The following is a 22,251-nucleotide window of genomic DNA, read 5'->3' as shown; positions in this document are numbered from 1 at the left end:
ATCATGTCAGAAGCATTAACGTGTTTTAAAGCCTATGATATTCGCGGGAAGCTGGGAAGCGAATTGAATGAAGATATCGCCTACCGCATCGGGCGCGCATACGGAGAATATCTGCGTCCCAAGACCATGGTGCTCGGCGGCGATGTGCGCCTCACCAGCGAGTCGCTCAAATTGGCCCTGGCGCGTGGCCTGCAAGACTCCGGCACGGATGTGATTGATATCGGCCTTTCGGGTACCGAGGAAATCTATTTCGCGACGTCGCACCTGAAAGTGGATGGCGGGATTGAAGTGACCGCCAGCCATAATCCGATGGACTATAACGGCATGAAGCTGGTGCGTGAGGAGTCCAAACCGATCAGCGGTGATACCGGTCTGCGCGATATACAGCGGCTGGCGGAGAACAATAGCTTCCCTGCGGTGAATGACGCTGCGCGCGGCGGCTATCAGCAGCTTTCAATACTCGATGCGTACGTGCAGAAGTTACTGAGCTTTGTGACGCTGGATAACTTCACCCGTCCGCTGAAGCTGGTGATCAACTCCGGCAATGGCGCTGCCGGGCATGTCATTGATGCGATCGAGGCACGTTTCAAAAACGCCGGGCTGCCGGTCGAGTTCATCAAGGTTCACCACGCGCCGGACGGCAATTTCCCGAATGGCATTCCTAACCCTCTGCTGCCGGAATGCCGGCAAGACACCACCGATGCGGTGCTTAAGCACGGGGCAGACATGGGGATCGCCTTTGACGGCGATTTTGACCGTTGTTTCCTGTTCGATGAGCGCGGTAACTTTATCGAGGGGTACTACATCGTCGGCTTGCTGGCCGAGGCATTTCTTGAGAAAAGCCCGGGTTCGCGCATTATTCACGATCCTCGTTTGAGCTGGAATACCATCGATATCGTTGAAAAGGCCAACGGCATTCCCGTGATGTCGAAAACCGGCCATGCGTTCATTAAAGAACGTATGCGCAAGGAAGATGCCGTGTACGGCGGGGAAATGAGCGCCCATCACTATTTCCGCGATTTCTATTATTGCGATAGCGGCATGATCCCGTGGCTGTTGGTGGCCGAACTGCTTTGCATTAAAGGCAGAAGTTTGGGCGAGCTGGTGAACGACCGGGTGGCCGCCTATCCGGCATCGGGCGAGATCAACAGTTCTTTAAGCAATCCTAAAGAAGCGATCGGTCGGGTTTTGGGTAAATACGAAATGGAAGCCGATGCCGTCGATCACACAGACGGTATTAGCGTTGAGTATGACAACTGGCGCTTCAACCTGAGAAGCTCGAATACGGAGCCGGTGGTGCGGTTGAATGTGGAGTCACGCGCCAACGTTGAGCTAATGCAGGAAAAGACAGAAGAGATACTGCAGCTGCTGCGTAGCGAGTGATTTTCTTGGATGGGCAATAGGATGATATTGCCCATCTTTATATTTTTTTATTAATAGCTTCATGTGAAATAAAATTCTGATAATAAGGTGTAGACATGTCTCGGGATTTAAGCGTTGGATTGGTCGCCGATTGGTTAGTGACGTATGCGGGGGCTGAAAAGGTAATTGCTGAGTTTATTGACATTTTCCCAGATGCTGACTTGTATTCAGTGGTTGATTTCTTATCTGACGAGAATCGGCAGCTGTTCAAAAATAAAAAAGCAACGACCTCGTTCATTCAGCGTCTTCCGAAGGCCAGAAAAAAATACCAGACCTATCTGCCGTTAATGCCGTTGGCCATTGAGCAGCTGGACGTTTCAAAACACGACGTCATTTTATCCAGCAGCCATGCGGTGGCCAAAGGGGTTCTGACCGGGCCGGATCAGTTGCATATCAGCTATGTTCACTCACCGATCCGCTATGCCTGGGATTTGCAGCACCAATATTTGCGTGAGGCAGGGATGGATAAGGGGCTTAAGGGCAACCTGGCTCGTTGGTTACTGCATAAAATAAGAATGTGGGATTGCCGCACGGCGAACGGTGTCGATCACTTTATCGCCAACTCGCAATTTATTGCACGACGCATAAAGAAAGTCTACGGGCGGGATGCCGATGTGATTTATCCACCGGTCGACGTCGAGCGCTTCACCTTGAATGAAAATAAAGAAGATTATTACTTTACCGCATCACGCATGGTGCCTTACAAGCGAATCGATTTGATTGTTGAGGCCTTCAGCCAGATGCCGGATAAAAAACTGGTGGTGGTTGGCGACGGTTCCGAGATGACGAAGATCAAGTCAAAGGCGACCAAAAACATTGAGATCCTCGGTTATCAACCTAACAGCGTGATGCAAGAACATATGCGGAATGCCAAAGCCTTCGTGTTCGCCGCGGAGGAAGATTTCGGCATTACGCCGGTTGAGGCACAGGCTTGTGGAACGCCGGTCATCGCTTTTGGCAAGGGGGGAGCGTTAGAAACGGTCCGGCCGCATGGTGTTCAAGCTGCGACGGGGATCCTGTTTGGTCAACAGAACGTGGCGGATGTCATCAACGCGGTGAAGCAGTTTGACAACCTGGAAGGCAGCATCCTGCCTGCCGACTGCCGAGCCAATGCGCTGCGTTTCTCGCAGGAAAGATTCCAGCGCGAGATGAGGGACTATGTGCAAGAGAAGTGGAACCTCTTTGAAGAGAGTAAAAAGATAATTTATTGAAGTTCTTGACTGTATTTTTTTAGCTTATTTATATTCGTGCTGAATATCGCTCGATATATATTCATCATAAATTTTCTTCTCTATGTATGCAGACGGTGCAGCCATGAATAGTAATGTCGCTTATCAACCTAACCATATGCGCTGGCTAGAAGCTCTACGTGGCATAGCGTGCCTTTCTGTTGTGATTGAACACTATCTTGATCCTAGGGCGCTATACTTTTCTTTCGGGAATTTTGGCGTCATTGTTTTTTTCATTATCAGTGGATACATTGTTACAGCGACAACAATTAAGAAGAAAGACGAGACAGTCACGTCTTTCTTAATGCTACGTATAGGAAGATTATATCCTGCATATATCGTGTCTGTGCTTTTGTCATTTCTGGTATATTCGGCTACGTGGTATGAGTTACTCGGTAATTTTACAATGCTCCAGCGTTTCTTCGGCGTGAGGGATATTAATGGGGTTTATTGGACGCTACAAATTGAGTGGGTTTTCTATTTCGTAATCGCCGCGTGCTTAGCTTTTTCAGGTGTAACGAGGAATAAGCTAAAGGCGGCTTTTTTATCATTTGTTTTCATTTCCTTAGTTTTTGGTGTTATCCGCTATTATATGAACGTCAAGGCACCTTCTGCGGTACCAATAGGTATTAGTGTCATCCTGATCTCATCAATTTTTGTCACTGAGAAAGATAGTAAGCAGCGGTGCTTATACGGCTCTATTTTTGTCATTTTCACTATCATTGCATCGTCATTTTTGTCTTACAGCAAAGATTGGGGATATCACGAGAATCCATACAGATTTATTAGCTCAGACTTAATAGCAATAGCAATGTTTTTACTCTTTAAAAAATTCTCACTCCGCTCTTCTTTACTGGAATTTTTCGGTAAAATATCGTTTTCCCTTTACCTGTTTCATCAGCCTTGCGCGGTGTTGGTTAAGCGGTTTATTACTGAAGAACATGTGTATGCGGTTATTTTATCATTCGCTTTTTCAACCCTGCTCTCATTATTTATATTTAAGATATTAGAAGAGCCGGTGAATAAAAAGGTAAAAGCACTCGTAAAAAGACACATTTTAGGTAAGGCGAGCGTTAATTACACATAAAGTAAAAGATAAGACTGAATTAAAACTTTATTTTAACTTGTTTATTGCTCTATTTTAGTGTTCTATGGTAAAGTTTATGTATAATTTAATGACTAATGATTGATTGGTTTATCTTAAATGAAGATAAGAAAAGTAAGATTGATGGCGATTATTGCAACGTTACTTGTTAGCGTTGATGTAATTCAGTTCTCAGGTCTAAGGCTGACGCTTATTCCTTTGCTCTGTTATGGTGTTTATACTATATATAAAAAAAGGTCGATAGATAAATGGCTTATATACGTCATTCTATTTGCCGTCGCTTGCTTGCCCTCGGTTCTATATTCTCCGCTCCAGGGTAAGTCACTGGGTTATGTGCTATGGATAATGTTTAATTATCTTTCCGTTTCGATTGTTTATAAAAACCTTGTTGCTGCGGATGAATCACAAGCCATTCTTGGTGTCAGAGATGCCTATAGAATACAGATAATTATTGGTGCAATTCTCTACTTCACCGGTATTCAATGGCGAGCACAGGTCTTATATTATGAGCCATCTTATTTTGCGCTCTCTCTGACGCCATATATTGTTCTGGTCTTTAGCGCTTATCTTAAGAGCGGCAGGGCGGGGGCCACACAACAAAAATATACATCTCCTATGGATGTTGCCTTTTTGCTTGTTGCGCTGTATACAACCAAAAGTGCCAATATGCTTTTCGTTTTCCTTATTGCAGCGATAGTGCTCTCTCTGTATGGGAAAGGTAAGTTTAAAAAAATCATTGTCATGGTTGCAATGTGCTCTGTAGCTTGGCTTGGAATGTCGTGGTATTCGGAAAGTAATAACGACTTAATATCAGTGACTTTCCAGAACCTTTCTAATTCCGCTAATTTATTTGATGCTGCGATGGACCGAACAGGGAACAGGTGGCCTCGCGCACAGTTAACATTTGATACTGCTTTTAATACATTCTTTGGGGTTGGCATAGGGACCTTCCAAGAATATACTCTAACGACGTATTTGCCTAAATTCTCTGGAATGCCAGAATATATATCTCCATTGGGTAATGAGCCTATCAATATCTATTTTGAGATCGCGGCAACATGTGGGTGGATGGCATTGGCTGTGTGGTTAGTATGGCATTTTAAACTGCTTGCAGAAGCTAATCGTGATAAGTCTAGTGCGCCAATCATCGTTTGTTCATTGATAGTTGCTATGTTGGCATTATTTATCGAATCTAATTTCATGCGGCCATATTACTGGATGTTGATAGGTATGGTCATGGGGCAGATTTCTTATGCCAATCGTCATCGTGAAGAGGGGAGTTAATGGTATCTCGTAGAAAGTTGCTGAGCATTGCGTTACCTGCTGCGGTTGCATTACCGATTTCCGCTTCAGGGAGGAGTGAGGATAACGTCGCCAGGCCGGGCGGTGCTACTTCATACGACAGTGTCGCCAGCCTAAAGTCAGGCACCGCAGAAAACGGTGCCATCGCTTGCCTATTGTCTTATCATGAAGGAGGACGCATTGGCGGTGGTTTGCTTGTTCATTCGGTAGGCAACGACATCAAAATTAACATGATAACCACATACCCTTCTGCGAACGGCGTGTGGTCACGGGTTATGGATAGAACGGGCGCCATTGACGCTTCGTTTGCCGGCATGGTTCCCGATGGGAAATATGATAATACTGCCGATCATATAAATCTTATCAATTACGCCGATCAAGAAGGTATTGATATATCATATGGTTCTGGTGTCTATTATCATTCAGGTATTGTTGAGAAAAAAGCTTCATTCTCCTGCCCAAACCTTATCGGTTGTGGCGGACGTCGGGCTGACAAAGGAACAATCCTGAAGTTTTCAAGCAATAGCTTCATGAAAATTAAGGGCGGATCCGGTATTCTCTGTTCATCCAATATCTCCGGGATTCATTTCTCCGGTGATGGGGATAATAATGGCGTTCTTATTGTTGCTGACCAGTGTGGCCTCTCTATTGAACGCTGTATATTCTCAAACTGCCATATTGGCATTAGGATGATAAACGAAAGCAGTAAAGGATTCAGTGAGTTTAACGTTCTGGATAAATGTACTTTTTCTGCGTCGTGCAGCACGGGAATTTCTTATGAAAGAGACAAAGGCAATGAGTCTTTTCATGGCACGGGGTTGAGTGAGTGCATCTTTCAACAGCAGACCAAGGATGATAACTCACCGCATGTTTTAATCGGCAAAAACTGCCTGGTGTATAATGCACCGATGTCAATTCACGTTTTCAGGGGGCTATCTTCCTCACCGATTATTCAACACGACGGACTACCGCGTTCTAATTTTTATGGAATTATAACGGTTGAAAAGCATCCGAAAAACACTATCGATTTGGTTTCTGGTGGGGTGCTGTACATTGTAGGGAGTGTCGTTTGCCTGAGTGAAAATCTGGCTACAACCAAGACCGTGTTTTGCAGCCGATTCCAGGCTAACTCTGATGGTTCGGTTAACTACATTAGAAATCCGGCCTCTCTCTCCGGCACATTTGAACAAACGGATAGCGTTGATGTTATCAAGTTTAACTCTGGAGAAAGCGCCTTTATAGACGTTTCTATCATGTCGCCGGCGGGGATTGAGCGGAAACTGGTCTTTGCTGCTGTTGATCGGGATGGCAATGGTATGATATCTGACACGGCTCTTTCGCCGATGAAGTCGAAACTGGCGCATGATTCCATCATATCGTTCAACAAATCGATGTTAAGCATAACCAGGCCTAGCAGCGATGGGCGCCAGTGGATCGTGGATATTTCTTTTGTGGCAAGCCGGTTGCAATATTCGATGAAATAAACGCATTATTTAGCGATGTCTGTCCGGTTTGACAGCAATATGCGTTTTTTCTGAATGTTCAATATGTGCTGTTTATACTATAAATTTCTTTTTTATTATTGTTTTTATTGTATTAACCAATACCTCTTACTATCTGAATCAGTTTTTCCGCCGATAGCTCCCATGAGAATCGCTTAATGTTCTCATGCCCCTTCCTAATCAACTGCAACCGCAGTTCATTCTCTCGCAGAATATCCTCCATTGCGTGAATCATTTCATTCCCACTGAATGGGTTGAAATACAGGGCGCTCTCTCCCAAGATCTCGGGGATAGACGCCTGATTCGAGGCCAGTACGGGGCAGCCGCATGCCTGCGCCTCCAGTGGCGGAATACCAAAGCCCTCATAAAATGATGGGAATATGAAAGCGTAAGCGTTTTGATAAAGCCTGATTAACTCATCATCATCTACCCGCCCTAAAAATTCTATATCTTCCATTTCCTCGATGGCATTGTGGTTCTTATAAGATAATGCCTTGAACGAGTCACCAATAATTTTCAACTTGATATTCCGATTGCTCGAAGACTTACTTTTTAATGCCAGGAATGCGTCAATCATTCCGCGATGATTCTTGTGAAAGTTTCTTGATGCAACAGCAAGGAAGTAAGCGTTGGGCGTCTCCTGCTGTTTGGACTGGAACTTGTCCTCCACGGCATTATAGATCACAGACGTTTTATCTTGTGGGTATTGATAGGCGTTGGTTATTTCTCTCTTGGAGAATTCGCTCACGGTGAGAAGATGCTTGGATGTTTTAATCATCATCGGCACCAAGAGCTTGTAAAATAAAAGAAAATCCCTGGAATAGCTTTCAGGGTATCTTAGGTAGGTGATATCGTGATGAGTGATGACTTTATTTTTATAGGCGATAGGGCCTGTGCTTCCCAAGTTTATAAGCAGTGGAGAGCCTTTTCTTATCAAATAGGCGGGAAGCTCTACTTGTTCCCATAGATGCCCATGCGATAAACCTATCTGTTTTACACGCAGTTTTTGCGCGACATCGTTCCTTAATACACCTTTCGGACAGACAAAAATAATATCATCGTATTTCTTACATAGTTCCAATGAAATCATTTCTGCAAATCTTTGAACTCCAGTTATTTCCTGCGTCAAAAAACGAGCATTAATATATATCATCGTATTTGGCTATTATCGTTTTAAGAGATGCCGATCATGGCAACAATCGTGCGTCATCTGAGTATGTTAGTCAAGTGATATGGCGAGAGCATCGGCAGTGGCGTCCGGCGCTTCACTAATGATTATTTTGATAGTTATTGATTTAAAAACAAATAATTGTGGTGTTTTGTTCTGTGTTATTGCAAGTGTATGACATTAACTTTTGTGACGTTGACAATCTTAACCTTTTGAACTGTTCTTATCCTCGACATTGGCTACGTGATTTGTGATCGCATCTGGGTGATCCCTGCTATTTATGTGGTTAATGTCTCTTTGGAGTACGTTTAGGATTGAGTTTTCAATTTTGAATTTTTGAGGATATGATTATGGCTTCTCAAGTACTGTTTTACCAAAAAGAAGTGGCTGCTATACTTTATGCGGTTCTCGGCCAAAATACCTATACTGGTCCGACATCATTCGATAGCGCTGCGGGGCAAATCCGTACCGGACAAATAACGGCTCAGGATTATATTGGCGGGTTAATAACATCTGCGGCAGGACAGGCTTTATACGCATCGAAAACCCCGTTGGAAATTTTAAAAGCAATTTATACGCAAGCTTACGGGTCTTCACCGGCGGATGCGGCGCTGCAAACCATACTGAATACCACCTCTCTCAACGATGCCATTTTTAACGCTATCGACGGTTTGCTCAACTACAAAGGTTTTGACGGCGCGACACTTTCTTCGCAGTCTACGCTGGAAGGCCATCTGGATGCCATGCTCTTTAACAACTACGGTTCCGCCGCTTGGAACCAGTGGAGCGTGGCGCTCAGCGCACAAGAACAAGTCGCCTCGGTGTACCTTGCTGCGGCCTACCGGGCTGCAGACTCAAACGGCCTCGGGTATTGGACAAATTATGTGCTTCAACCAGGAAACACATTCCAGTCGTTAGTTAAGAGCCTCATCTATTCCTCTGAATTCCAGCAAAAGGGGACGAAATTAAACGGTGACGCTTTTATCCAATATGTCTATAAAGGCGTTTATGGCGTCGATCCGAGCGCCGGTGTTTTGGCGACCTACCGTGCGCTGGGAACGGACAAGTCCGTTATCACTCAGGCTATTATCAACGATTTGCGTAGCTCCGTGGCGACTGACACCGCGACCGTGACCAATCAGCATGCTTTTGAATACAACATTGGCACCAGCCTGGTCTACAAAACAGCCGCGGCGCTGACGGCCACCGCCGCCGGCGGCAACGCAACCGGCTCCATCAACTCGGGCATTTCTCATCAGATCAGCAACGCAGAGACGGCGGTGCTGACTGACGTGCAACTGAACGCCAACGTCGCCAGCGTGGTGAACTTGAAGTTTGCCGATCATCTGGCAAACCTGACCATCAACGGCGGCAGCGCGGCGACGGTCAACCTGTCTGACAACGGCGTCAACCCAGGCGTTGCTGTAACGGTCAACAACGGCAACGTTATTCTGAACGCCAGTTCGGGCTCGGATAATGTGGTTGTCACGTCGGCGGCAAATATTGCCGTTGGCACGGCGCAGTTTAACCTCGGTGCGGGTAATGACAGTCTGCACTGGGCGGGGAACGCGGCGCCTGGCGGCGCGAACATTGTCGCCAACACCATCAAGGCCGATGGCGGTACCGGCACGGACTCCATCTCCGCTAACTTTATCACCAAGACGGTGCTGACTAACCAGAACGCCCTGGGGATCCGCACCAGCACCATCACCAGCAATGCCAACAACTTCTCGAACTTCGAGCAGATCGACCTGACCGGTTATATCGGCAAGTCTGTCGGTACATTGGTGACGACGCCGCTGATTGGTGCACCAACCACCAGCAGCGTGACCACGCCAACCAACACCTTTGACTTTGGCCTGACCAACGGCACGGCCACGGTGGAAGGCACCGCGGGCGGTGCGGTCACTCAGGGGGCCGCGGCGACCAACCTGGGGGCGCAAGGGTTTGTGATCTCCGGCCTGGCTAACGTCAACGTCATCAACGCTGCCGGCGGCAACGCCGCACAGCTGGAAGTGAAAGGGGATGCGACCTCCGCCAGTACGCTGAACTTCACCTTCGTCCAGAACGCCACCGATCACTTCAACATCAACTTCGATGCGGTGAGTTCTGCCAACGTGAATGCCGGTGCCATCACGCTGAACAGCAGCAGCAGCGGCCTGGCGGGCACCGCGTTGACCACGGTTAACGTGGCTTCCGGCGGTACCGGTTCGTTTAACAACATCCTGTCGCTGGCAGGATCCAACGCGCAGGTTCAGACCGTCAACGTGACAGGCGATCATGCGTTGAACCTGACGCTGGGCAGCGGTTTCAGCAACGTACGCGATGTTAACGCTTCGACCAGTACCGGCGGTTTGAACCTGGATTCAAGCCATGCGGGTACCGGCGACGGTATTATCGTTCAGTTGTTGAATGCCTTGCCGTTGAGTGCTGTTACCACTGCGCTGCTGGCTCCGGTGCTGAGTGCGCTGGGTCTGAACGGTTACCAACTGACGGTAGAAGGGTCGTCGACGGCCGACAGCTTCAACGTGCTGGGCAACACCACGTTGGCCGGCGGCGCCGGGGCTAACACCTACGATCTGAAATCCAGTACTTCGCAGGCGGGGGTTACCATCACCGACTTCAGCACGGCGAAAGACAAGATCGTCGATGCCGCTTCCGGGTTGACCCTGTCCAATACCGGTACTGCGGTGGCGGACTACGGCACCCGTCCTGCGGATACGCTGGATGCGCTGTTGGGCTCGTTGGTTGGCGGTCTGACCACTGGCGTTGTCGGCCTGCTGGGCGGTATCTTGGGTCTGAGCAATCCAAACTCGCTGACGGCGAAGGTGGGGGTGGCCTCGGTCGTGTTCAGCGGTTCCGGCAATAACGCGGATTCTTATGTGATTATTGATAACAACAATAACCACACGCTGGACGCCAACGATACCGTAATTTACCTGACTGGCCAGAACCACCAGCAATTGGTGGATAGTCTGCACTACGCCTAAGGGTAAAGCTGCAATAATCAATAGTTTCCGGTGAAACTATTTTATGGTAAATAATGCGGGGGGATTCCCCCGCATTATTTAAATTTGTGAGCGGCATCATCCTCTCTAAGTTATTCCATTTCGTTATCACTACCCTCCGTTTTAATCTCTTCGTATCACTCTGTTTTATCATGCTTTTTAAGACCTTTTGTTCGGCTTTTTTTTATGAGTCACCTTGCCGGTTTTCACTTTCTCTACCTATAGTTAACCGAAGTATCTGCAGTCTCGGGCATTTTTTGGGGTGAGCCTTCACGGAGAAAAGTCCTTTTAGGAATTTCTTTAGGGAAGGGGTCAATGCGGATTGGACTGACAGTACACATGATGTAAGGGCAGAAAGTGAATCAATTTATACCGCGCAACGAAATTGCGGATGTTATACGGACACGGAGTAAAGTCTTCTGGACCGTTGGTATATTCACCGCGTTTATTAATCTGTTAATGCTGGTTCCTTCAATTTATATGCTCCAGGTTTACGACCGGGTGCTTCCTTCGCGTAACGAAATCACGTTGTTAATGTTGACGCTGATCATGCTAGGGTTGTTCGGCATGATGGCCTTGCTGGAATACGTGCGCAGCATGGTGGTGATACGTATCGGCAGTCAGTTGGATATGCGCCTCAATACGCGCATTTACACCGCGGCTTACGAGGCGAACTTAAAGAACGGCTCCTCTGACGCCGGCCAGATGCTGAGCGATCTGACCAACGTGCGTCAGTTTTTGACCGGCAGTGCGCTGTTCGCCTTCTTCGATGCACCCTGGTTCCCGATCTATCTGCTGGTGATTTTCCTGTTCAACCCCTGGCTGGGGTTGTTCGCGTTGGTGGGGTCTTTGTTGTTGATCGCTCTGGCGGTGATCAACGAAGTGGTGTCGAAGAAGCCACTGGCGGACGCCAGCCGGCTGTCGATCATGTCGGGCAGTTTGGCCAGCACCAATCTGCGTAATGCCGAAGTGATCGAAGCGCTGGGCATGTTGCCTAATCTGAAAGGGCGTTGGTTCGGTCTGCATCAGCGATTCCTGAACAGCCAGCGCATTGCCAGCGAGCGGGCATCGCGGGTCACGTCGATCACCAAGTTTGTGCGTCTGTCGCTGCAGTCGCTGGTTTTGGGCCTGGGGGGCTGGTTGGCGATCGATGGGCACATCACGCCGGGCATGATGATCGCCGGCTCCATCTTGATGGGGCGCACGCTGGCGCCAATCGAGCAGGTAATCAACGTTTGGAAAAGCTGGAGCTCCGCCAAGCTGGCTTATCAGCGCTTGGTGCGGTTGCTGGAGCAGCATCCTCCGCGTGGTACCGGTATGTCGCTGCCGCGCCCGGAAGGGGTGGTTTCCGTTGAAGGGGTGACCGCCACGCCGCCCGGCGCGAAGGGGAGCGCGGTGTTGCACAATGTCAGTTTCGCCATTCAGCCGGGAGACGTGTTGGGGATTATTGGGCCAAGCGCTTCCGGCAAATCGACCCTGGCGCGCCTGCTGGTTGGCATCTGGCCAGTCAGCGAAGGCATCGTGCGGCTGGACAACGCCGACATCTACCAGTGGAACAAGGACGAACTGGGGCCTTACATCGGTTATCTGCCGCAGGATATTGAACTGTTCGCCGGCAGCATTGCAGAGAACATCGCGCGCTTCAACGAGCTGGACTCGGAGAAGGTGATAGAGGCCGCCAAGCTGGCCGGCGTGCATGAGCTGATTCTGCGCTTCCCCAATGGTTACGATTCGGTGATCGGCAGCGGTGGCGCCGGGCTTTCCGGGGGGCAGAAACAGCGCATCGGTCTGGCCCGCGCGCTGTATGGCGATCCGTCGCTCATCGTGCTGGACGAACCCAACTCCAATCTGGACGATGCCGGTGAGCGGGCGCTGAACCAGGCCATTACGTTTCTTAAGCAGCGCAATAAGACGGTGATCCTGATTACCCACCGCACCAATCTGCTGTCGATGACCAGCAAACTGCTGCTGTTGGTTAACGGGAACGTCAATGCGTTTGGCCCAACGCAGCAGGTGCTGCAGGCGTTGGCGAATGCGCAAAAGGCGCCTGCGCCTGCGCAGGCGGTGCGTGCGGTGAACTCCGAGCCGGACGAAGGCGATATCCCTAAAACTCAAATTAATTAAGCCGTGAACTTGCCTGGCGGCGCTTTTGCGTCGCCGGCAGTCAAAGGAGTTGGTATGTCTACGCATATTGGCGAGCCGCATGACTCGTACTCAGAACAGATCCCGCTGGATGAGCGCCGTTATACCCGCATGGGATGGTTGGCGCTGGGGGTGGGGGTGTTCGGATTCCTGGCCTGGGCGGCTTTTGCTCCCCTGGACAAAGGGGTGGCGTCACCGGGATCGGTGATGGTTTCCGGCAACCGCAAAACGGTGCAGGCTCCGGCCAGCGGCATCATCAAAAATATCGCGGTTAAAGACGGCGATAAGGTGAAGGCCGGCGAAGTCCTGGTGCAACTGAGCCAGGTGCAGGCACAGGCGCAGGTCGATTCGCTGCGCGATCAGTACTACACCACGTTGGCCACCGAAGGGCGTTTGCTCGCCGAACGTGATGGTCTGAACAACGTCACTTTTTCTCCCCTCTTCGCCGAGGTCAAAGCTCAGCCGCGCGTCGCGGAGATCATTGCGTTGCAAACGCAGCTGTTCGCTTCTCGCCGCCAAGGGCTGCACAGTGAAATCGACGGTTATAAGCAGTCGATGGACGGGATCCGTTTTCAGTTGAAAGGGTTGCAGGATTCGCGCGCCAACAAGCAGATCCAACTCTCCAGCCTGCGTGAGCAGATGAACAGCATGAAACAGTTGGCGGCGGACGGGTACTTGCCGCGCAACCGTTATCTGGAAATTCAACGCCAGTTCGCCGAGGTGAACAGCAGCATCGATGAAACCATTGGGCGAATTGGCCAATTGCAAAAGCAGCTGCAGGAATCTCAGCAGCGTATCGATCAGCGCTTCGCCGACTATCAGCGCGAGGTCAGAACGCAGCTGGCGCAAACCCAAATGGACGCCAGCGAGTTTCGCAACAAGCTGCAAATGGCCGATTTTGATCTGGGCAACACCGCCATCACCTCACCGGTGGACGGCACCGTGGTCGGATTGAATATCTTCACTCAGGGGGGCGTCGTGGGAGCGGGTGACCACCTGATGGACGTTGTGCCCAGCCAGGCGACGCTGGTGGTGGATTCTCGCCTGAAAGTCGACCTGATCGACAAGGTGTACAACGGGTTGCCGGTGGATCTGATGTTTACCGCCTTCAACCAAAACAAAACCCCGAAAATTCCGGGAACGGTCACTTTGGTTTCCGCCGACCGTCTGGTCGATAAAACCAATGGTGAACCCTACTACCAGATGCAGGTCACGGTCTCGCCGGAGGGCATGAAGATGCTCAACGGCGAGGACATCAAGCCGGGGATGCCGGTGGAAGTGTTCGTGAAAACGGGGTCACGCTCGCTGCTGAGCTATCTGTTTAAACCTATTTTGGATCGCGCTCATACTTCATTAACCGAGGAATAATTTTGATTCAATCAAAACGACAGGCTGCCGGTCTGGTTATCGGCACCCTTTTGTTTGCGATGTCTGCGCCGGTTTATTCGATAGGGATTTTAGACGCATATTCGCTGGCATTAGAAAAGGACCCGACCTTCCGGGCGGCTATAAAAGAGAAAGAAGCGGGAGACGAGAACGAAAATATCGGCAGAGCGGGGCTGCTGCCGAAGGTATCGCTGAACTACCAGAATTCGCCGCGCAACTGGCAAACGCAGAAGTACCCGCAAAGCGACTTCTTTGGCAATATTTCGGAGGTGACGCGGCGCCAACAGTACCGTAGCTACTCCAGCTCGGTCACGTTGACGCAGCCGCTGTTCGATTACGAGGCTTACGCGCGTTATAAAGGCGGCGTGGCGCAGACGATGATGTCGGATGAACGCTACCGCGGCAAACTGCTCGATCTGGCGGTGAGGGTGATCAGTGCCTATGTCGAAGTGGCCTATTCCAAAGATCAAATCGCTTTGGCCGAGGCGCAAAAGACGGCCTATAAAGAGCAACTGGCGTTGAACGATCGCCTGATGAGTGCGGGCGAAGGCACCTTGACCGACGTTTCGGAAACGCAGGCGCGTTACAGCCTGGCTGAAGCGCAGGTCATCGAGGCGCGTGACGCGCTGGACGCCGCGCAGCGCGAGCTTGAGGTGATCATCGGTGTGCCGTTGAACCAACTGGATGAGCTGCAGGTCCTGCGGCCGGGCAAGTTCCAGGTAGCGCCGCTGATCCCGTCCAAATTCGACGAATGGCAAAAGATCGCCCTGGAGAATAACCCACTGCTGGCCGCGTCGCGTCACGGCGTCGATGCGGCGAAATACGAGGTGGAGAGAAACCGCGCCGGCTTTATGCCGAACGTGCAGCTCTATGCTTCGCATTCGGAAAATGATTCCAGCAGCGACAACACGGTTAACCAGAAATACCGCACCGACAGCATCGGGGTGCAGGTGAGCCTGCCGATTTACTCCGGCGGTGGCGTTGCGGCATCAACCCGGCAGGCGGCGGCGCGCTATGGCCAAGCGATGGCGGAAATGGACACGCAAGTCGGCACGACGCTGAACGATCTGCGCAAGCAGTTCAATCTGTGCATCAGCAGCCGCGCCAAACTGGCGGCCTACGAACTGGCGGTGACGTCGGCGACGACGCAGGTGACGGCGACCCGGCAGAGCGTGTTGGCGGGGCAGCGCGTCAACGTCGACGTGCTCAACGCCGAACAGCAGCTCTACAGCGCCCAGCGCGATCTGGCCTCCGCCAAGTACACTTACATCAAATCCTGGATTACCTTGTTGAGCGATTCCGGCACGTTGGACGAAAAAGATGTGCTGCGCGTGGCGCAGTATTTTACCCGTAGCCGTTAGTGGCCTTTTCACTATGGGCATTAATCTGAAAGAGCAGCGTTTAGCTGCTCTTTTTCAATTCTATACGTGCTTCCATTACGCAACGCCCCTCTGTTTTTAGTTGGCTGCTCAATATTCCCACTTTACCTGAGGATGCGGCCCGGAGAGGGCAACCGAACTCCGTATGGAACGGGTTGTACCACCCGAGTATCACATCGTACGCGGCGATGTTGCGTCCTGGGAGGTTGCATTTAACTCAATCGGTCAAGGAAGCGCGCTTGTCGTTTTCTCTTCATGCGTGAACCATTGAGCTGTATTATGCATTTTGAAACCAATGGATGGCCTGCTTAAACGTCCCATTAAACAAATGGCCTTCTTTTAGAACGAGCAACTATGCTTCGATGCAATCGAAGCGGAAGGGGTGGAAATGGCAATTTTAGTTACCGGAGGCGCCGGTTACATCGGATCTCACACCGTTTTATCTCTGTTGGAACGTGGCGAAGACGTGGTGGTGTTAGACAATCTGTCGAACGCATCCGCGGAGTCTTTACACCGTGTGGAAAAATTGGCAGGCAAAGCCGCCGTGTTCTATCAGGGTGACGTTCAGGATGCGCAATGCCTGCATCGTATTTTTGAGGCGCATACGATTACCTCAGTGATCCACTTCGCCGGTCTGAAGGCGGTAGGGGAATCTACGCGTAAACCGCTGGAGTACTACCAGAATAACGTCACCGGTACACTGGTGTTGCTGGATGCTATGCGTCGTGCCGGCGTGCATGCGTTCATCTTCAGTTCGTCCGCCACCGTTTATGGCGCCAACTCGCCGGTGCCGTATGTCGAGACCACGCCGATCGGCGGCACAACCAGCCCTTATGGAACGTCTAAGCTGATGGTGGAGCAGATCCTGCAGGATTTCGCCAAGGCTGAGCCGCAGTTTTCGATTATCGCTTTGCGTTATTTCAATCCTGTGGGGGCTCACGAGTCCGGCCTGATTGGCGAAGATCCCAACGGAATCCCCAACAACCTGCTGCCGTACATCTCTCAGGTGGCGATCGGCAAATTGGAGAAGCTGGGTATTTTTGGCGGGGATTATCCGACCAAAGATGGGACGGGAGAGCGCGATTACATCCATGTCATGGACCTGGCCGAAGGTCACTTGAAGGCGATGGATCATCTGGCGAAGATCAACGGTTTCAAGGCTTATAACCTGGGTGCGGGCGTAGGGCACTCGGTGTTGGCTATGGTCCAGGCGTTTGAGAAAGCCTCGAACGTCACGATCCCTTATCAAATATTGCCGCGCCGTGATGGCGATCTGCCGGCGTTTTGGGCGGATGCCAGCTTGGCTGAGCGCGAGCTAGGCTGGAAAGTACGGCGGGGTCTGGACGACATGATGCGTGACACCTGGAATTGGCAGAAGAAAAACCCTCAGGGTTACCGTTAAGCGTTGTTGATGATGTGAGCTATCAGACATCATTGCCGGCGTTCTGAGACGGGCCCCGATAACCATAATGTTATCGGGGCAAATTAAAAAGACGGCCTATCAGGAAGCGGCCTTTACCTCGTTTTATCGATGGCCTTTATCTGATAATAATCAGCACTTCCTTATGAAAAATTCGCGCTATCGGATTATACTGGTGCCATAGAAGTTACTTTGTTGGGATGATATGCCGTTATGGTATGTAACCGCAGGGTATTGCTGGTCACGGTGTTTGGTGTGTGAATATGAGATGTTCCCTCCTGGAAATGCCTTGTTGAAGGTTTGTTGAGAGAGACAAGAGCAGCGGTTATGTTAGCCTATCAAGCTTGTGAAGCTATAAATTCCACCATTTTTCTTGCTTTGCATCAGTAAGGTGCGCTGAAGATTTGCGCTAATGGTGGTGAGTATCAAACCGTTGAGGGAAAGACGCTGTGGTTGGTCACGGATTTTATCAATCGCTTACCGCAAAATGATGCTTCTTGGCTCTCTTGTTTGCCTCTGTTTTTGTGTTGCTAACAGGTGGCTACGAGGAGGATTAGGCTTTGTTTACGTTGTTCATCATCACGACAAAAAAGCTAAGATGTTTTAAGTGACTGTATTTTGCGAGAATTTTCTGAGCATAGATTCTCGCGTCTTATGAGGTACGCAGAATGCAGGTTATCGATACTAAAATCGATGGAGTCAAAGTCATCCAACCAACGGTATTTAGTGATACTCGCGGTTTTTTTATGGAAACGTTCGAGAAGCGTCGCTTTCAAGACATGCTGGATATTGATTTGGACTTCGTTCAAGACAACTATTCGCGCTCTTCTCGTGGGGTTTTGCGCGGACTGCATTATCAAGATATCAAGCCGCAGGGCAAGCTGGTTCGCGTGGTGCGAGGCGAAGTCTATGATGTTGCAGTAGATATTCGTCCAGACTCACCCACATTTGGCAAGTGGGAAGGCATTGTGCTATCGGAAGAGAACAAAACCCAGCTTTGGATCCCACCAGGTTTGGCTCATGGTTTTGTCGTACTCTCTGAGGTCGCGGATTTTGAATATAAGTGCACGGATTACTATTCGCCCGAACATGAAAGATGCTTGATGTGGAATGATCCTGATGTCGGCGTGACATGGCCCGTTCACCACCCTGTCTTGTCGGAAAAGGACAAGCAGGGCAAGTTTCTCAGGGAACTGATTTGATGAGAGTTCTTTTGACCGGAGCCAAAGGGCAGGTCGGGCGCTGTTTTATCGATCGGGCACCAGCCGAGTGGATCATTCTAGCGACCGATCGCAACATGTTGGACATTACCAACCTGGAGCAGGTCAAGGCCGCTGCTCGGGAGTTTCAACCGACGGCGATCATAAATGCTGCAGCCTATACCGCCGTCGATAAAGCGGAACAGGACTGCGATGCAGCATTGTTAGCCAACGTTGTCGGCCCGGCCAATTTGGCTCAGGTGGCAAAGACAATGGGATGCCGGTTGCTCCATATCTCGACAGATTATGTTTTCGATGGTCTGGGCAAGCTCCCCTACAATGAGTTGGATGGAACCAACCCGTTGTGTATTTACGGGAAAACGAAGCGTGACGGCGAAGTGGCGATTGTCGCAGAAATGCAGGATGCGATAATCATTCGCACTTCTTGGGTCTTCAGTGAGTATGGCGAAAATTTCGTTAAAACCATGCTCAGGCTGGCTAAGCAACGTGAATCTCTTGGCATCGTAGCCGATCAACGCGGTTGCCCGACATACGCAGGGGATATCGCGGATGCGATGATAAAAATGCTGCTTTGCGATGCTCAGGGGGGGGTTTACCACTTCTGCGGGAATGAAGAGGTCTGTTGGAGTGAGTTTGCCGAGCACATATTTAAAGTAGCCGTGAAATTGGGGGCGATTTCTCGCATGCCAAAGGTCAATAAAATAACATCAGAACAATATATGACCTTAGCTAAACGGCCTAAGTATTCGACCTTGAATTGCAATAAAATTAATGAGATCGGTATTCCGGCTTCACATTGGCAGCTTGCTCTGGAATACGTGATTTATCGGTTGCGGGAGGCGGGATACGCACGGGGAGAGTGATAATATCGCGCGAGGGTGAGCATGGTATCTTTAATTAATCTCATGTTCACCCAGCAGCGATCGATATTAAGTTTATTTGCTAGGGGCTTACCAAATTTTCCAGCCGTGAATATTAAAGAAAGTAATCATTGAGCGTGAAAATAGTTTGATATGAGCCCAGCCTTTACGTGCGGCATGGCCACCATAGTGCACCACTTTGACATCAGGGACATAGGCGATTCTGGTGATTTTCCCCGTACGGATGCTGAGATCGAAATCTTCGAAATAGAGAAAGAATTTAGGATTGAATCCGGATAATTCTTTCAGCACAGAGTGACGGAAAAACATAAAGCAACCACTCACAATCGGTGGGTCGAAATAAACATCGTGTGGCGTCAGCGTATCAGCCATTTCATAGCTTCGGAGATAGCTTTTGAAAAATCGCTTCCCCTTAACCGATGCAAAGAAACGTAATAAATATACAAATACAGAAGGGTATCGCTTACACAAATATTGTGTTTCGCCGTTTCCCCAAGTTGCATAAGGCGTAATTAAACCGCATTCAGGATGTGCATCCATAAAAGAAAATGCATTTTCTAATGCACTCTTATCCATTTCTAAATCTGGGTTTAATATAAGGGTGTACTTTGATTTTATAGCTAGGCTTAAATTATGTGATACTCCAAAACCAGGGTTGTCTGGTCGCGATGTGTAACTTCCGGGAATAACGTCAAGGAACTCTTTAATTAGCGAAGTGACTGCTGGTTCAGTGGTTGGTGAGTTGTCAACTACAAACAAATAACAGTCGTGTGCTTTAAAAACGTTTGTCTCAACAAGTGCGGCAAGGGTCTTTCTTAAATCTACAAGGTTTGGTTTGAATATTACCAATGAGATTGTAAGAAATTTTTCATCTTCAATAGCCGGTAAAGACATGAGAGAATCGTCCACTCCATCTTGGGATGTCGTTTGATTTTTTAGGTGAAGGAAAAACTAGCGTATTGTCAGGTATGGTTATTTCTACCATTTCGTCAGGACAGCAGGTTTCATCCTTATGATGCCATAGCATTTCGCCAAATGGCGTAGACAGAATGGTTTTTCCTGCCAATCTGTATTCGTAGAACTTAACTGGGTCGACATACTTAGTAATGTCATTCTGTAAAAACGGAATAATTACATAGTCAAACGTGGATATCTTTTCCATAACCCGGGGGTGTGGAATAGGGGGTTCCAGAATGATATTTTTGGGTAAGTTCTCTGGGATCCTGGTTTTTCTTGGCCCGACCAGGTTTATGATCGCTTCCGGGTTTTTAGTTGCCAGCTCGATCACCCAATTCCAATCAAACCAGCTTGCGATTGTGCCAATATAACCAAACTTGATTTTTTCATTCGATGGCGCTGGAAGATGAGGTTTTTGCATATCATCCGAGCAGGCATTCAATACCAGCATGGTTTTATCAGGCGCTATAGATGAAAATTTCTTGATCAACTCGTGGCTGGAGCAAAATATTCGGTCGACGAGCTGAGCTATTTCTTTTTCAAGATTGGCGGTGTTTCTCTTAGATACGCCGGAGTAAAAAGAGGGGAAGTCGTCCATGGCGTCATACCACACCTGTCGCCATTTAAATTGCTTGATAAGCATTGTGGCCAGTAGGCAGGGCTTACCGATAACCAAGATGGTATCTTCCGATATAAACTGGGTTATATCGTCAATTATTTTCTTGATTTTGCTCTGATTTAGCAGCTTAAACAGAGAAGGTATCGGCTCTACGGGCGCAACAAAACCCAGACGAGTCAGTTGCAGGCCTTCGATCAAATCCAATCCGGCGGGTTCAGGCGCATGGCGGCCGGGGGTCAGATCAGAAAGGCCGGGAAAACGGCTGGGGTAGGGCTCGATCCACAAGAGTTCCTTGGTGGCATGTGTCAGCGCATATTTGGCGAAAAAATGAGGGCGCTGGCTGATGCTCAACCATGGAACCGCTGAAAGATATACGATTTTCATTGGCATTGTTCAGTAAAGAAATTGCGGACGATATGGACAATACGTTGACTGGACTTACCATCGCCATAAGGAGAACTGCCTTTCGCCATCTTATGATAGGCCTGAGGGCTATCAAGCAGCAAAGACGCCTCTCTCACGATATCCGCTTGTTCCGTACCGATTAATTTCACCACGCCTTCCGAAGCGGCTTCTGGTCGTTCGGTATCGCGGCGTAAGACCAATACGGGTTTTCCCAGGGCTGGCGCCTCTTCCTGCACGCCGCCAGAGTCGGAAAGAATCAGGTAGGCATTTTTCATGGCTGCAACGAAGGGGCCATAGTCAAATGGGCTGACCAGTTTGATTCTTTCGTGGCCTTTCAACAGGCGGTCCGTGACTTCGCGCACGTTCGGGTTGGGGTGAACGGGGAAAAGAATATAGATATCGCTATATTTTTCAATCAGTTCAAGAACTGCGTTGCAGATATTGACAATAGGTTGGCCGAAGTTCTCTCTGCGATGAGAAGTGATAAGAAGCATCCGGGCGTCTTTGGGAATGTCGACGCCGATATTGAACGCCTTTTGTGCGGTCGCCAGTAAGGCATCAATCACGGTGTTTCCTGTAACGTGAATATGCTCCGTCGGAATGCCTTCTCGCAATAGATTGCCTTTAGATACTTCAGTCGGAGCAAAGTGCAAACGTGCTAAATGCCCGGCAAGAATGCGGTTTGCTTCTTCAGGGAAAGGTGAATACAGGTCGTGCGTGCGTAGCCCCGCTTCAAGATGAGCGAAAGGCACTTTCTTGTAGAAACAGGCCAGGGACGTCACGAAGACGGTTGTCGTATCACCTTGCGCGATAACCAAATCCGGCGCAGCTTCCTCGAGAGTGCGATCGATGCTGGTCATCAGACGCGCGGTTAACTCCGGCAATGTTTGCCCAGGCGTCATGACATTAAGGTCATAATCGGCTTCAATTTCAAAAAGTTGGAAAGCCTGATCCAAAAGGTCTCTGTGCTGGGCCGTCGCCAATACGCAAACAGCGAATTCGCCAGATGCCTGAAGCGCCTTGATCACCGGCGCCATTTTTATCGCTTCCGGCCGAGTGCCCACAACGCACATAATTTTCTTTAACATGGCTGTCTCAATAATTGA

The 22,251-nt window shown here is 49.5% G+C and carries 16 protein-coding genes; 12 read left to right on the top strand and 4 right to left on the bottom strand.

What is annotated here, in order from left to right:
• Positions 1-3 precede the first annotated feature (3 nt).
• From cpsG to BHU62_RS24775, 5 genes are all read left to right on the top strand, one after another.
• Positions 4-1,383 carry a phosphomannomutase CpsG gene (gene cpsG / locus BHU62_RS01685; RefSeq protein WP_073528843.1) on the top strand — a complete coding sequence of 460 codons (1,380 nt, stop codon included), beginning with the start codon at positions 4-6 and terminating at the stop codon, positions 1,381-1,383.
• Between the two features lie 95 nt (positions 1,384-1,478).
• On the top strand, positions 1,479-2,633 hold the full coding sequence (locus BHU62_RS01680; protein WP_073528842.1) for a glycosyltransferase family 4 protein: 1,155 nt from the start codon (positions 1,479-1,481) through the stop codon (positions 2,631-2,633).
• A 103-nt stretch (positions 2,634-2,736) separates the two neighbouring features.
• Positions 2,737-3,738, top strand: a complete 1,002-nt coding sequence (locus BHU62_RS01675) for an acyltransferase family protein (RefSeq protein ID WP_171971278.1) — start codon at positions 2,737-2,739, stop codon at positions 3,736-3,738.
• A gap of 141 nt (positions 3,739-3,879) precedes the next feature.
• A complete protein-coding gene (locus BHU62_RS01670; protein WP_201788361.1) occupies positions 3,880-5,040 on the top strand; it encodes an O-antigen ligase family protein in 1,161 nt (386 codons plus the stop codon).
• Entirely contained in the window at positions 5,040-6,542 is a 1,503-nt protein-coding gene (locus tag BHU62_RS24775) for a hypothetical protein (RefSeq protein WP_139282241.1), read from the top strand. The genes BHU62_RS01670 and BHU62_RS24775 overlap by 1 nt, the downstream gene beginning before the upstream one ends.
• 112 nt (positions 6,543-6,654) lie before the next feature.
• On the opposite strand, the gene BHU62_RS01660 is transcribed toward BHU62_RS24775, so the two are convergent.
• Positions 6,655-7,713, bottom strand: a complete 1,059-nt coding sequence (locus BHU62_RS01660) for a glycosyltransferase family 4 protein (protein WP_073528838.1) — start codon at positions 7,711-7,713, stop codon at positions 6,655-6,657.
• A 365-nt stretch (positions 7,714-8,078) separates the two neighbouring features.
• Here BHU62_RS01660 and BHU62_RS01655 point away from each other — a divergent pair, with 365 nt between their 5' ends.
• The 7 genes from BHU62_RS01655 to rfbD all read left to right on the top strand — a co-directional run bounded on the left by BHU62_RS01655 (position 8,079) and on the right by rfbD (position 19,146).
• A complete protein-coding gene (locus BHU62_RS01655) occupies positions 8,079-10,718 on the top strand; it encodes a beta strand repeat-containing protein (RefSeq protein WP_073528897.1) in 2,640 nt (879 codons plus the stop codon).
• Positions 10,719-11,093: 375 nt separating this feature from the next.
• Positions 11,094-12,860 carry a type I secretion system permease/ATPase gene (locus BHU62_RS01650; protein WP_073528837.1) on the top strand — a complete coding sequence of 589 codons (1,767 nt, stop codon included), beginning with the start codon at positions 11,094-11,096 and terminating at the stop codon, positions 12,858-12,860.
• Between the two features lie 54 nt (positions 12,861-12,914).
• A complete protein-coding gene (locus BHU62_RS01645; RefSeq protein WP_073528836.1) occupies positions 12,915-14,246 on the top strand; it encodes an HlyD family type I secretion periplasmic adaptor subunit in 1,332 nt (443 codons plus the stop codon).
• Positions 14,247-14,248: 2 nt separating this feature from the next.
• On the top strand, positions 14,249-15,625 hold the full coding sequence (locus BHU62_RS01640) for a TolC family outer membrane protein (RefSeq protein ID WP_073528835.1): 1,377 nt from the start codon (positions 14,249-14,251) through the stop codon (positions 15,623-15,625).
• A 406-nt stretch (positions 15,626-16,031) separates the two neighbouring features.
• Positions 16,032-17,045 (top strand): UDP-glucose 4-epimerase GalE, encoded by a 1,014-nt coding sequence (gene galE / locus BHU62_RS01635; protein WP_073528834.1) that lies wholly within the window; start codon positions 16,032-16,034, stop codon positions 17,043-17,045.
• Between the two features lie 686 nt (positions 17,046-17,731).
• Positions 17,732-18,265, top strand: coding sequence for a dTDP-4-dehydrorhamnose 3,5-epimerase (gene rfbC, locus BHU62_RS01630; RefSeq protein ID WP_073528833.1), 534 nt, complete (start codon positions 17,732-17,734; stop codon positions 18,263-18,265).
• Complete coding sequence (rfbD, locus tag BHU62_RS01625) at positions 18,265-19,146, top strand: dTDP-4-dehydrorhamnose reductase (RefSeq protein ID WP_073528832.1); 882 nt, start codon at positions 18,265-18,267, stop codon at positions 19,144-19,146. The genes rfbC and rfbD overlap by 1 nt, the downstream gene beginning before the upstream one ends.
• A gap of 87 nt (positions 19,147-19,233) precedes the next feature.
• Here the strand turns inward: rfbD and BHU62_RS01620 are convergent, their stop codons facing one another.
• From BHU62_RS01620 to wecB, 3 genes are read right to left on the bottom strand one after another with little or no spacing between them, the layout of a single operon-like run.
• Positions 19,234-20,058 (bottom strand): glycosyltransferase, encoded by an 825-nt coding sequence (locus BHU62_RS01620; RefSeq protein ID WP_073528831.1) that lies wholly within the window; start codon positions 20,056-20,058, stop codon positions 19,234-19,236.
• Entirely contained in the window at positions 20,039-21,124 is a 1,086-nt protein-coding gene (locus BHU62_RS01615) for a glycosyltransferase (RefSeq protein WP_073528830.1), read from the bottom strand. Before BHU62_RS01615 ends, BHU62_RS01620 begins: the two co-directional genes overlap by 20 nt.
• Positions 21,121-22,233: a non-hydrolyzing UDP-N-acetylglucosamine 2-epimerase gene (gene wecB / locus BHU62_RS01610; protein ID WP_073528829.1), complete on the bottom strand. Its 1,113-nt coding sequence runs from the start codon at positions 22,231-22,233 to the stop codon at positions 21,121-21,123. The genes BHU62_RS01615 and wecB overlap by 4 nt, the downstream gene beginning before the upstream one ends.
• Between the last annotated feature and the right edge of the window lie 18 nt (positions 22,234-22,251).

It is taken from the genome of Serratia marcescens, from assembly GCF_001902635.1.
Lineage (GTDB): Bacteria > Pseudomonadota > Gammaproteobacteria > Enterobacterales > Enterobacteriaceae > Serratia > Serratia marcescens_F.
This window is presented reverse-complemented; position numbering and strand designations above follow the sequence as displayed.